The sequence below is a fragment of the Streptomyces solicamelliae genome, from assembly GCF_045348655.1.
Taxonomy (GTDB): domain Bacteria; phylum Actinomycetota; class Actinomycetes; order Streptomycetales; family Streptomycetaceae; genus Streptomyces; species Streptomyces solicamelliae.
The window spans coordinates 1,220,013-1,232,084 of record NZ_CP160404.1 but is presented as its reverse complement, the minus strand read 5'-3'; the positions used below and the strand labels follow the sequence as shown (position 1 = coordinate 1,232,084).

13 protein-coding genes are annotated in these 12,072 nt (G+C 69.8%); 12 read left to right on the top strand and 1 reads right to left on the bottom strand.

Going from position 1 to position 12,072, the window contains the following annotated elements; all coding sequences use genetic code 11:
- Positions 1 to 82: 82 nt before the first annotated feature.
- From dop to prcA, 5 genes are all read left to right on the top strand, one after another.
- Positions 83 to 1,594 carry a depupylase/deamidase Dop gene (gene dop, locus ABZO31_RS05705; protein WP_406859878.1) on the top strand — a complete coding sequence of 504 codons (1,512 nt, stop codon included), beginning with the start codon at positions 83 to 85 and terminating at the stop codon, positions 1,592 to 1,594.
- Positions 1,595 to 1,739: 145 nt separating this feature from the next.
- Positions 1,740 to 1,952 carry a ubiquitin-like protein Pup gene (locus ABZO31_RS05700; protein WP_406859877.1) on the top strand — a complete coding sequence of 71 codons (213 nt, stop codon included), beginning with the start codon at positions 1,740 to 1,742 and terminating at the stop codon, positions 1,950 to 1,952.
- Positions 1,953 to 2,072: 120 nt separating this feature from the next.
- Complete coding sequence (locus ABZO31_RS05695; RefSeq protein ID WP_406859876.1) at positions 2,073 to 2,585, top strand: endonuclease VII domain-containing protein; 513 nt, start codon at positions 2,073 to 2,075, stop codon at positions 2,583 to 2,585.
- Entirely contained in the window at positions 2,537 to 3,376 is an 840-nt protein-coding gene (gene prcB / locus ABZO31_RS05690) for a proteasome subunit beta (RefSeq protein ID WP_406859875.1), read from the top strand. The genes ABZO31_RS05695 and prcB overlap by 49 nt, the downstream gene beginning before the upstream one ends.
- A gap of 35 nt (positions 3,377 to 3,411) precedes the next feature.
- Positions 3,412 to 4,200 (top strand): proteasome subunit alpha, encoded by a 789-nt coding sequence (prcA, locus tag ABZO31_RS05685; protein ID WP_406859874.1) that lies wholly within the window; start codon positions 3,412 to 3,414, stop codon positions 4,198 to 4,200.
- A 69-nt stretch (positions 4,201 to 4,269) separates the two neighbouring features.
- Here the strand turns inward: prcA and ABZO31_RS05680 are convergent, their stop codons facing one another.
- Positions 4,270 to 5,289 carry a LacI family DNA-binding transcriptional regulator gene (locus ABZO31_RS05680; RefSeq protein ID WP_406859873.1) on the bottom strand — a complete coding sequence of 340 codons (1,020 nt, stop codon included), beginning with the start codon at positions 5,287 to 5,289 and terminating at the stop codon, positions 4,270 to 4,272.
- Positions 5,290 to 5,436: 147 nt separating this feature from the next.
- On the opposite strand from ABZO31_RS05680, the gene ABZO31_RS05675 reads away from it, so the two are divergent.
- From ABZO31_RS05675 to ABZO31_RS05645, 7 genes are all read left to right on the top strand, one after another.
- Positions 5,437 to 6,744: an MFS transporter gene (locus ABZO31_RS05675; RefSeq protein ID WP_406859872.1), complete on the top strand. Its 1,308-nt coding sequence runs from the start codon at positions 5,437 to 5,439 to the stop codon at positions 6,742 to 6,744.
- A gap of 9 nt (positions 6,745 to 6,753) precedes the next feature.
- Positions 6,754 to 8,115, top strand: coding sequence for a Pup--protein ligase (gene pafA / locus ABZO31_RS05670; RefSeq protein ID WP_406859871.1), 1,362 nt, complete (start codon positions 6,754 to 6,756; stop codon positions 8,113 to 8,115).
- 129 nt (positions 8,116 to 8,244) lie between these two features.
- Positions 8,245 to 9,183 carry an FKBP-type peptidyl-prolyl cis-trans isomerase gene (locus ABZO31_RS05665; RefSeq protein WP_406859870.1) on the top strand — a complete coding sequence of 313 codons (939 nt, stop codon included), beginning with the start codon at positions 8,245 to 8,247 and terminating at the stop codon, positions 9,181 to 9,183.
- 45 nt (positions 9,184 to 9,228) lie between these two features.
- Positions 9,229 to 9,609, top strand: coding sequence for an FKBP-type peptidyl-prolyl cis-trans isomerase (locus ABZO31_RS05660; RefSeq protein ID WP_406859869.1), 381 nt, complete (start codon positions 9,229 to 9,231; stop codon positions 9,607 to 9,609).
- Between the two features lie 131 nt (positions 9,610 to 9,740).
- Complete coding sequence (locus tag ABZO31_RS05655; RefSeq protein WP_406859868.1) at positions 9,741 to 10,721, top strand: helix-turn-helix transcriptional regulator; 981 nt, start codon at positions 9,741 to 9,743, stop codon at positions 10,719 to 10,721.
- 17 nt (positions 10,722 to 10,738) lie between these two features.
- Entirely contained in the window at positions 10,739 to 11,692 is a 954-nt protein-coding gene (locus ABZO31_RS05650; protein WP_406859867.1) for a helix-turn-helix transcriptional regulator, read from the top strand.
- A gap of 121 nt (positions 11,693 to 11,813) precedes the next feature.
- Positions 11,814 to 12,068, top strand: a complete 255-nt coding sequence (locus tag ABZO31_RS05645; protein WP_406859866.1) for a hypothetical protein — start codon at positions 11,814 to 11,816, stop codon at positions 12,066 to 12,068.
- Positions 12,069 to 12,072 lie beyond the last annotated feature (4 nt).

The window sequence follows — 12,072 nt, the reverse complement described above, 5'->3', positions numbered from 1 at the left end:
CACCGGCGCGGAGTCGCTCTAGGCTCGTCGGTACTTGTTGCGCCGCTCCCGGAGGGGAGCGCCGCCGGGCAAGGAGGGCCGCATGACCGTACGGCGAGTAATGGGCATCGAGACGGAGTACGGGATCTCCGTCCCGGGCCACCCGAACGCCAATGCCATGCTCACCTCGTCCCAGATCGTCAACGCCTACGCGGCGGCGATGCACCGGGCGCGCCGCGCCCGCTGGGACTTCGAGGAGGAGAACCCGCTGCGGGACGCCCGTGGCTTCGACCTCGCCCGCGAGGCCGCCGACTCCAGCCAGCTCACCGACGAGGACATCGGCCTCGCCAACGTGATCCTCACCAACGGCGCCCGGCTCTACGTCGACCACGCCCACCCCGAATACAGCGCCCCCGAGGTCACCAATCCCCGCGACGCCGTCCTCTGGGACAAGGCCGGCGAGCGGATCATGGCCGAAGCCGCCGAACGAGCCGCCCAGCTCCCCGGCGCCCAGCCCATCCACCTCTACAAGAACAACACCGACAACAAGGGCGCCTCCTACGGCACGCACGAGAACTACCTGATGAAGCGGGAGACCCCCTTCTCGGACATCGTGCGCCACCTGACCCCGTTCTTCGTCTCCCGCCAGGTCGTCACCGGCGCCGGCCGCGTCGGCATCGGCCAGGACGGCCGCGAGCACGGCTTCCAGATCAGCCAGCGCGCCGACTACTTCGAGGTCGAGGTCGGACTCGAGACGACCTTGAAGCGCCCCATCATCAACACCCGCGACGAACCCCACGCCGACGCCGAGAAATACCGCCGACTCCACGTGATCATCGGCGACGCGAACCTCTCCGAGATCTCGACCTACCTCAAACTCGGCACCACCGCGCTCGTCCTCTCCATGATCGAGGACAGCTTCATCAACGTCGACCTGGCCGTCGACCAGCCCGTCCGCACCCTCCACCAGGTCTCCCACGACCCCGGCCTCCAGCACCTCATCACGCTGCGCAGCGGCCGGACACTCACCGCGGTCCAGCTCCAGATGGAGTACTTCGAACTGGCCAGGAAGTACGTCGAGGAGCGGTACGGCGCCGACGCCGACGACCAGACCAAGGACGTCCTCGTCCGCTGGGAGGACACCCTCAACCGGCTCGAACACGACCCCATGAGCCTCGCCGGCGAACTGGACTGGATCGCCAAACGCGAACTCATGGAGGGCTACCGGCGCAGGGACGGCCTCGACTGGGACGCCGCCCGGCTGCACCTCGTCGACCTCCAGTACGCCGACGTACGCCCCGAGAAGGGCCTGTACAACCGTCTGGTGGCCCGCGGGCGCATGAAGCGACTCCTGACCGAGGAAACGGTCGAACGGGCCGAGACGAACCCTCCGGAGGACACCAGGGCGTACTTCCGCGGCCGCTGCCTGGAGCAGTACGCGGACGACGTGGCCGCGGCGTCCTGGGACTCGGTCATCTTCGACCTGCCCGGACGGGACTCGCTCCAGCGCGTCCCCACCCTGGAACCCCTCCGGGGTACCCGGAACCACGTCAAGGAACTCCTCGACCGCTGCCGCACCGCGGAAGAACTGGTCCGCGTACTGTCCGGCGGCTGAGGTACGCCTGAAAGCCCTCCGGGGCGGGAATCATGAAAGCAGCCCCCGCGGTCACAACGACCGCGGGGCCGATGTCAGAGCAGGCTTGTAGGGTCTGAACTCGACAGACTCAACCGAGCGGGCCGATTCGAGCGGGGTGAGGGACATGGCGACCAAGGACACCGGCGGCGGACAGCAGAAGGCGCAGCGGACCACCGAGGAGGTCGAGGAGACCACCGCGGAGGCGAGCTCCGACCTCAAGGAACGCCAGGAGAAGCTGAGCGACGACGTCGACTCGGTGCTGGACGAGATCGACGACGTCTTGGAAGAGAATGCTGAGGATTTCGTGAGGTCGTTCGTTCAGAAGGGTGGCCAGTAGGCCGCTTGACCTTCGAATCCAAGGTTCAGGGTGGGGTGAGTGGCAGAGGGCGGAATGACGAAGCGCTGCTCGCGGTGCAAGGAGTGCAAACCGCGGGCAGCCTTCGCCGGGAACAAGTCCATGAGTGATGGCCTGCAGGCGTACTGCAAGGAGTGCTCAGCCGAGTACTACCGGCAGCGTCAGGAGGCGAAAGGCAAGAGCGTACGGCTCAAGGTTCCGGTGGCGTCGGGGCACAAACGCTGCCCGCAGTGCAGAGAGATCAAGCCGCACTCGGAATGGGAGCGCAACAAGACCAGCTCGGACGGATGGTCGAGCTACTGCAAGGTGTGTCGTGCCGAGCGGAATCGCGTCAGCTACTTCAAGCGCAAGTACGGTCTCACCCCTGCCGAGTTGGAAGCCATGATTGCCGAGCAGCAGGGCGTGTGCTGTATATGCCTTGCCGCACCCGCAGAGCATGTGGATCACTGTCACGAGACGGGTAAGGTCCGTGGCGTACTGTGCTTCAGCTGCAACGCAGGCCTGGGGCAGTTCAAAGATCGGCCCGATGCCATGAGACGGGCCGCCGCATACCTGGAGGGACACGCGTGGAAGCCAACACTCGTAGCACCGGGCGTCTACCAGCTGCCTTCCTGACGCCGGGCTCGTCGTCGTTCATGGACTTCCTGTCCGCGCACTCGCCGGACCTGCTGCCGGGGAACCGGAAGCTGCCCGACGGGATCGTCGAGGCGCCGCACGGCACGACCATCGTCGCGACCACCTTCCCCGGCGGCGTGGTGCTCGCCGGTGACCGGCGGGCGACGATGGGCAACATGATCGCGCAGCGCGACATCGAGAAAGTCTTCCCGGCGGACGAGTACTCGGCCGTGGGCATCGCCGGCACCGCCGGCCTCGCCGTGGAGATGGTCAAGCTCTTCCAGCTCGAGCTGGAGCACTTCGAGAAGGTCGAAGGCGCCCAGCTCTCCCTGGAGGGCAAGGCCAACCGGCTCTCCACGATGATCCGCAGCAACCTCGGCATGGCCATGCAGGGCCTCGCCGTGGTGCCGCTGTTCGCGGGCTTCGACCTGGACCGCGAGCGCGGCCGGATCTTCTCCTACGACGTCACCGGCGGCCGCTCCGAGGAGCACGGTTACGCGGCCACCGGTTCCGGCTCCCTGTTCGCCCGGGGTGCCATGAAGAAGCTGTACCGCGACGACCTGACGGAGCAGCAGGCGACCACGCTGGTCGTGCAGGCGCTGTACGACGCGGCGGACGACGACTCGGCGACCGGCGGTCCGGACGTGGCCCGCAGGATCTATCCGATCGTCACCGTCATCACCGAGGACGGTTTCCGCCGGCTCACCGACACCGAGTCCTCGGACATCGCCCGCTCGATCCTGGAGCGCCGCCTCGAGCAGCCCGACGGCCCGCGCGCCGCGCTGCTCTGACTCCTTCGCCATCGACAGAAAGGGACGGGTAGCCGGTGTCCACGCCGTTCTATGTCTCTCCCCAGCAGGCCATGGCCGACCGGGCGGAGTACGCCCGCAAGGGCATCGCCCGCGGCCGCAGTCTGGTCGTCCTCCAGTACACCGACGGCATCGTCTTCGTCGGTGAGAATCCGTCCCGTGCGCTGCACAAGTTCAGTGAGATCTATGACCGGATCGGCTTCGCGGCCGCCGGCAAGTACAACGAGTACGAGAACCTCCGTATCGGTGGCGTCCGTTATGCCGATCTGCGGGGCTACACCTACGACCGTGACGATGTGACGGCCCGTGGTCTGGCGAACGTCTATGCGCAGACGCTGGGCACGATCTTCTCGAGTGCCGGTGAGAAGCCGTACGAGGTGGAGCTGGTCGTCGCCGAGGTGGGTGAGTCGCCCGAGGGTGACCAGATCTACCGGCTGCCTCATGACGGTTCGATCGTGGACGAGCACGGCTCGGTCGCGGTCGGCGGCAACGCGGAGCAGATCAGCAGTTTCCTGGATCAGCGGCATCGTGACGGGATGTCGCTGGCCGAGGCGCTGAAGCTGGCGGTGCAGGCCCTGTCGCGGGACACCAACGGCAGCGAGCGGGAGATTCCCGCGGAGCGGCTGGAGGTGGCGGTGCTGGATCGTACGCGCCCGCAGACGCGTAAGTTCAAGCGGATCGTGGGGCGTCAGTTGTCGCGTCTGCTGGAGGCGGACAACGCGGCGACGACGAAGACGGACGATCCGTCGGACGAGTTGCCGGAGGCCGGTTCCGGTTCCGGTTCCGGTTCCGGCTCTGAGGAGTAGTCCTCAGAACCGTCGCTGCCGGGCCCTGTTCCTCCGTATCTCCCGGAGGGGCGGGGCCCGTTCGCGTGTTCAGGGCGTCGGGGCGGGGCCGGAGGAGGCGCGTTCGACGAGGGTGACGGGGATGTGGCCGCGTTCCGGTTCCTCGCCGGCCAGGACGGCGAGGAGTGCGGCCATGCCCTGTTCGCCGATCCGTTCGGCGGGGAGTCGGACGGTGGTGAGTTCGGGTTCCACGGCGGTGGCGAGCGCGAGGTCGTCGAAGCCGGTGACGGAGACGTCTTCGGGGACGCGCAGGCCGAGGCGTCGTAGGGCTTTGCAGGCGCCGGCGGCGAGGATGTCGTCGTCGCAGATGACGGCGGTGGGCCGGGGGCCGGGGGCGGCGAGGGCCTGTTCGGTGGCGGCGCGTGCGCCTGCGACGTCGAGGGGGGCGCGTACGGTGCGGACCTCTGTGCCCCGCAGGGCTTCGGCGAGTGCGGCGGCGCGTACGTCGAAGGTCCAGGACGGTACGGCGGATGCCAAGTGCAGGAAGCGTCGGTGGCCCAGGGCGAGCAGATGGTCCGTCACCTGTCGCATGCCGTCGGCGATGTCAAGGTTGACCTGGGCGGCGGCGCCGGTGTCGGCGGGGTCGCTGTCGAGCATGACGAGGGGCAGGTCGGTGCCGTGGAAGGCGGTGAGTGCGTCTGCGGCCATGGAGGAGGCGATGACGCCGTCGAGGGCGGCGCGGGCGGAGGCGAAGGGGTCTTTGGCGGGGCCGACGCCTTCGGGGGAGGGGTAGAGGACGACGCCGAAGCCGTGGCGTGCGGCGACGGTGGCGGCGCCGGTGTAGACGCGGGCGAAGAATTCGTTGGTGAGTGCGGGGACGACGAGGAGTGCGGTTCGGGTGCGGCCGAGGCGCAGGTTGCGGGCGGCGAGGTTGGGCCGGTAGCCGAGGTCGCGGGCGGCGTCGCGGACGATGCCGGCGGTGCGTTCGGAGACGCGGCCGCGCCATTTGTCGCCGAGGACGAGGGAGACGGTGGCCTGGGAGACCCCTGCGGCGCGTGCGACGTCGCGGCTGGTGGGCCGGGCGCCGCCGGGGGGTTCCGTGGTCTGCACTGGTGCTGCCTCCGCTGGGGCCGGTCCGGGGCGCGGGGTGGACCCGCGTATGCGGGACATGGTACGTATGACCCACGACGTTATACGTAAAACCTCGCTGGGGGCGGGGGGAACGCCCGGGAGATCCGGACGACACAGGAGGCAGTCATGGGCAGCGGGACCGGCCCGAGCGGCGGTTATCTCGACATCCTCCGGGCGCCGCACGCCGCCCGGCTGCTCGCGGGCACGCTCCTCGGCCGGCTGCCCAACGGCACCGGACCGGTCGCGATCGTGCTGTTCACCCGGGCCGAGGGCGGCTCGTACAGCCTCGCGGGCGGTCTCGCCGCCGCGTACGGCCTGGCCAACGCCGTCGGCCAGCCTCTGCTCGGCCGGCTGGTCGACCTCAAGGGGCAGCCCCGGGTCCAGCTCCCGGCCGCCGTCGTCTCCGCCCTCGGCATGGTCCTTCTGGCCGTCGCGGGCATCGCCCCCCTTGCCGTCGCCTACGCGGCCGTGGTCGTCGCGGGGCTGTTCACCCCGCCCCTGGAGGGCGGGCTGCGTGCGCTGTGGCCGGGTGTCCTCGGCAGCGAGGACCGGGTGCACCGGGCCTATGCCCTGGACGCGGTCGCGCAGGAGGTCATGTTCACCGTCGGCCCGCTCCTGGTGACTGTCCTGGTGGCGTTGCACTCGCCGGCCGCCGCGCTGGTGGTCATCAACGTCCTCGGGGTCCTGGGCGCGCTCTCCGTGATCGTCTCGAAGCCGTCCCGTGCCTGGCGTTCCGCGCCCCGCGAGGCCCACTGGCTGGGTGCGTTGCGCTCGCCGGGTCTGCTGGCGCTGCTGGGCTCGTTCCTGTTCGTCGGCATCGCCCTGGGTTCCATCACGGTCGCCGCGGTCGCGTACGCGGACGGTCACGGTGACGAGTCGGTGTACGGCTGGCTGATGGCGGCGCTGGGGCTCGGCGCGCTCGTCGGTGGTGTGCTGTACGGGGCGCGGCAGTGGGCCGGTGCGCCGGAGCGGCGGCTGCGGGTGATCGTGGGCCTGTTGGCCCTGGGCTACGTGCCGCTGCTGCTGACGCCGGGCGTGGCTGCGATGACGGCTCTGTCGGCCCTTGCGGGCGTCTTCCTGGCCCCGGCCCTCGCCTGCGGCTTCATCGTGGTGGACCGGCACGCTCCGCGGGGCACGGTCACGGAGGCGTTCTCCTGGCTGGTGACCACGTTCGGCGTGGGGGCGGCCCTGGGTACCGCGGCCGCCGGGCCGGCCGTGGAGCTGAACGGCACCTCCGCGGGCTTCGGTGTGGCCGTCGCGGCGGGCTTCGCGGCCCTCCTCGTCCTCGTCGTCACGGGCCGGGTGCTCACGGTGCCGGGACGCTCCGTTCGGCACGCGGGACACGCCGGACACGCCGACAACTCCGCGCAGTCAGCGGAAAACGATCGGAACGCGGCCGTCGAACCCGGTTTCAGCTCAGGCCATCAGGCGTAATGTTCACTCATGGACCGCCGCATTTTCGGGCTGGAGAACGAGTACGGCGTCACGTGCACGTTCAGGGGACAGCGCCGACTGTCTCCTGACGAAGTGGCGCGCTACCTCTTCCGCCGTGTCGTGTCATGGGGCCGCAGCAGCAATGTCTTCCTGCGGAACGGCGCCCGCCTGTACCTGGACGTGGGTTCGCATCCGGAATACGCAACGCCCGAATGCGACAACGTGACCGAGCTGGTCACCCACGACAAGGCCGGCGAGCGCATTCTCGAAGGTCTGCTCGTCGACGCGGAACGCCGCCTGCACGAGGAGGGAATCGCGGGCGACGTCTATCTCTTCAAGAACAACACCGATTCGGCGGGAAACTCCTACGGCTGCCACGAGAACTATCTCGTCGCCCGGCACGGGGAGTTCTCCCGGCTCGCGGACATCCTCATTCCGTTCCTGGTGACCCGTCAGCTGATCTGCGGTGCCGGCAAGGTGCTGCAGACCCCGCGCGGGGCCGTGTACTGCGTCTCCCAGCGTGCCGAGCACATCTGGGAGGGCGTCAGCTCCGCGACCACCCGGTCGCGGCCCATCATCAACACCCGTGACGAGCCGCACGCGGACGCCGAGCGCTACCGCCGGCTGCACGTCATCGTCGGCGACTCGAACATGTCCGAGACGACGATGCTGCTGAAGGTCGGCGCGACCGATCTGGTGCTGCGCATGATCGAGGCCGGCACGGTGATGCGTGACCTGACCCTGGAGAACCCGATCCGGGCGATCCGCGAGGTCAGCCACGACATCACGGGGCAGCGCAAGGTGCGCCTCGCCAGCGGGCGGGAGGCGTCCGCCCTGGAGGTCCAGCGCGAGTACTACGAGAAGGCCGCCGACTTCGTGGACCGCCGGGGCATCCGCACCGGCACCGTCGCCCAGGTCCTGGAGCTGTGGGGCCGCACGCTCGACGCGATCGAGGCGGAGGACCTCGACCGCATCGGTACCGAGATCGACTGGGTGATGAAGTACAAGCTCATCGAGCGGTACCGCGCCAAGAACAACATGACCATGTCGCATCCGCGGGTCGCGCAGATAGACCTCGCGTACCACGACATCCACCGCCGCCGCGGCCTGTACTACCTCCTGGAGCGCAAGGGTCAGGCGGCCCGGATCTGCAACGACGTGAAGATCTTCGAGGGCAAGTCGGTGCCCCCGCAGACCACCCGGGCCCGGCTGCGCGGCGACTTCATCCGCCGTGCCCAGGAGCAGCGGCGCGACTTCACGGTGGACTGGGTGCACCTGAAGCTGAACGATCAGGCCCAGCGCACGGTCCTGTGCAAGGACCCGTTCCGCTCCGTCGACGACCGGGTGGAAAAGCTGATCGCCGGAATGTAGGAGCGCGCTTGGGCAGGCGGTCCGGGCCCCGTACGTTTGCGTGCGGGGCCCTCGGCACGCCCCCGGCGGCACAGGGACACCCCCTAGAGTGTCGGGCAACTACTGTGCCGTCTGAGATCTGAGGAAAACGTGCGCCGACTTGCCGGTCTGCTCGTCGTCCCGCTGCTGCTGCTTTCGACCGCGGCCTGCGGCAGCGAGGACAAGGGCTCCGATAACGCCTCGATGACCAACGGGCTGCCCGCGATCACCGCGGGTGCCGAGTTCGGGGAGAAGCCGACCCTCGCCAAGGGGGAGGGCGATCCGCCGAAGGAGCTCAAGGTCAATGTGATCAGTGAGGGCAAGGGTCCGGTCACCAAGAAGGGCGACGCGATCCAGGTCAATTACCTGGGCCAGTCCTGGGACTCCGACAAGCCCTTCGACAACAGCTTCGACCGCGGCCAGCCCTTCGATCTGACGCTCGGCGCCGGCCAGGTCATCAAGGGCTGGGACCAGGGTCTGGAGGGGCAGAAGGTCGGCAGCCGTGTCGAGCTCGGCATTCCGCCGGAGCTGGGCTACGGCGCTCAGGGGCAGGGCGACATCAAGCCCAACGCCACGCTGGTCTTCGTCGTCGACATCCTGAAGGCGACCACGATCCCGAAGTCCGCCACGGGCACCGAGGTCGCGCAGGAGAACAAGGACCTGCCCAAGGTCGGCGTCAACACCGACGGCAAGGAGCCCTCGGTCACCGTCCCCAAGGTGGACCCGCCCACCAAGCTGGTCTCGAACTACGTGATCGAGGGCAAGGGCGAGGCCGTCAAGGACTCGGACACCGTCGTGGTGAACTACGTGGCCCTCCTGTGGAAGGACGGCAAGAAGTTCGACTCCACGTACGACATGGGCAAGACGGCGAACTTCCCGCTGCCGCAGCTGACCCTCAAGGGCCTCAAGGACGGCATGGTCGGCAAGAAGGTCGGCAGCCGTGTCCTGATCGTCGCGCCGCCGAACATGGCCTTCGGCGCGGAGGAGAAGCAGGGCATCCCGAAGAACTCGACGCTGGTGTTCGCCGTGGACATCCTGGCGAAGATGTAAGACTGTCCCGGTTGCGCAGTTCATCAGTTTGAGGAGCACACTGCAGTGAGCATCGAGAAGCCCGAGGTCGACTTCCCGGGCGGCGAGCCGCCGAAGGACCTGGAGATCAAGGACATCTGGGAGGGCGACGGCGAGGTCGCCAAGGCCGGTGACTTCGTCAAGGTCCACTACGTGGGTGTCTCCTTCGACTCCGGCGAGGAGTTCGACGCCTCCTGGAACCGCGGCGCCCCGCTGGACTTCCAGCTCGGTGTCGGCCAGGTCATCCAGGGCTGGGACAAGGGCGTGCAGGGCATGAAGGTCGGCGGTCGCCGCCAGCTGGTCATCCCCGCGCACCTCGCCTACGGCGACCGCGGTGCCGGCGGCAAGATCGGTCCGGGCGAGACGCTGATCTTCGTCTGCGACCTGGTCGGCATCGGCCGTCGCTGATCCCGGGCACGACCGGACTCCCGAGGGCCCCCGCCTCCACGGCGGGGGCCCTCGGCTTTTGTCCGGACACCCCGGGGCGGTACGGTCGGACCCGCGAGAAGTCAATCCGGCAGAAGAGGTGCAAGGCGTCGATGGCCATTGCCAAGGCCGAGCGGCTGATGAATCTGGCGCTGTGTCTGCTGGGTACCCGGCGCCCGCTGAGCAAGCGGGAGCTGCGGGGTTCCATCGAGGCCTACGTCGAGGCCTTCGGGCCGGGCAATGCGGCCTCAGCTTCGGACGACGCCTTCAACCGGATGTTCGAGCGCGACAAGGATGATCTGCGCGAGCTCGGCCTGGTCATCGAGACCGTCGAGAACCTCGACGGCGAGACCGGCTACCTGGCCCGCCGCGATTCCAACCGCCTCCCGCCGATCACCCTCGACGCCGAGGAGGCCGCCGCGCTCGGCCTGGCCGCCCGCGTGTGGCAGCAGGCCCGGCTGGCCGGTGCCGCCAGCGGCGCGCTCCAGAAGCTCCGCGCCGCCGGCATGCCCGAGGCGGAGGACGCGTACGACGTCCAGCACAGCGCTCTCGAGCCGCGCATCCCCGTCCACGAGGCCGCGTTCGAGCCGCTGATGCTGGCCTGCCGCGACCGCCGCCCGGTCACCTTCGAGTACCGCAAGGCCACCGCCGCCCGCCCGGAGCCGCGCCAGGTCGAGCCGTGGACGCTGGAGTGCTGGCGCGGCCACTGGTACCTCGCGGGCTGGGACCGTGACCGCGGCGCCGAGCGTGTGTTCCGGCTCTCGCGGATCACCGGCAAGGTCCGCTCCCGTGCCGGCGCGTTCACCGCGCCCGTGCCCGACGTGGTCACCGTCCGCGAGACCGTGGAGTCTTGGGCCGGCGAGACCGCCACCCGCTCCGCCCGCATCCGGCTGCGCTCCGGCAGCGGCTACCCGCTGCGTGCCCGCGCCACCGCGGTGCGCGAGGCCGGCGCGGGCTGGGACGAGCTGGAGATCCCGTACGGGCACGGCCTCGACGCCTGGCTCGTCGAGTTCGGGCCCGACGTGGTCGTCCTGGAGCCCGAGGACCTGCGGGCCGACGTGGTGGACCGGCTGCGCGCCGTGGCCAAGGGCTGAGGGGGAGAGGAACGACCATGGCTGCCAACGCCATCGACCAGACGAGGCGGATGCTCTCCCTCGTCACCTACCTCCGCGAGCGCCCCGGCGCCCACGTCGCGGACGTCGCCCGGGCCTTCGGGATCACCGAGGACGAGCTGATCTCCGACCTGGACGTGCTGCCCATGTGCGGCACCAGCTTCCGCGGCGGTGACCTGCTCGACATCGACACCGACGGTGACCGGATCTGGTGGCACAACCCGGACGACGTCGCCGCGCCGCTGCGGCTCGCCGCCGACGAGGCGACCGCGCTGCTCGTGGCCGCCCGCGCCGTCGCCACCCTGCCGGGGCTGCGCGAGGGGGACCGGGAGGCGCTGCTGCGGGCCACCGCGAAGCTGGAGGCCGCGGCCGGCGAGGTCGCCGGGGCCAGCTCCCGGCTGTCGGTGACGTTCGAGTCCGAGGGCGGGGTGTTCGCCGAGGTCGACCGGGCCATCTCCGAGCGGCGCCGGCTGTGGGTGCGGTACTACTCGCCCGCCCGCGACGAGCTGACCGAGCGCGAGGTCGACCCGATCCGACTGTTCGCGGTGGGGCACACGTACATGGAGGCGTGGTGCCACCTCTCCGAGGCGCGCCGTACCTTCCGGCTCGACCGGGTCGCCGAGATCCGGATCCTGGAGGAGGCGTCCGCGCCGCCGGAGATCGAGCTGCGGGACCTGTCCGAGGGGCTGGTGCAGCCGTCCGCGGAGGACCCCGAGGTCGTGGTGGAGACCGGGCCGGGGGGCCGTTGGGTCGCCGAGTACTACCCGCACGACCGGGCCGAGGAGCTGCCGGACGGCGGCCTGCGGATCACGCTGCGCACCCCCGCGCCCGCCTCGCTGCGCCGGCTCGCCCTGCGGCTGGGCAGCGACGGGCGGATCGTCGCCCCGCAGGACCTGGCGGACAGCGCCCGGCGCGCGGCGGCGGAGGCCCTGGCGGCGTACGAAACGGCGTGAGGCCCGTGGTGCGGGTGACGTCCGGGGGGCCGCGGACGCTGTACATGACGTACCTGATGCGGCTGACGGTGTGCGGACCGGTGGGGCGCACGAGTTCAGCGAAGTGGGAGAGGTGAGGGAAATGTCCGTGATGCACGGAATTCCGATGACGGCGGTCCCGGTGCTCTTCAAGGCCGCCTGCCCCGAGTGCCGTTCCCGCTTCGAGCTCGCCGCCGGCGCGCTGCGCCTGGCCATCGGCGGCAGCCGCCGCACCACGTTCTACTCGTTCACCTGCCCCGAGTGCGGCAGCTCGGTCCGCAAGCCGGCCGGCGAGCGCATCGTCGAACTCCTCACCGGCGGCGGAGTCAGCACACTGCGCCTGCACTCCACGGTCTAGGCTC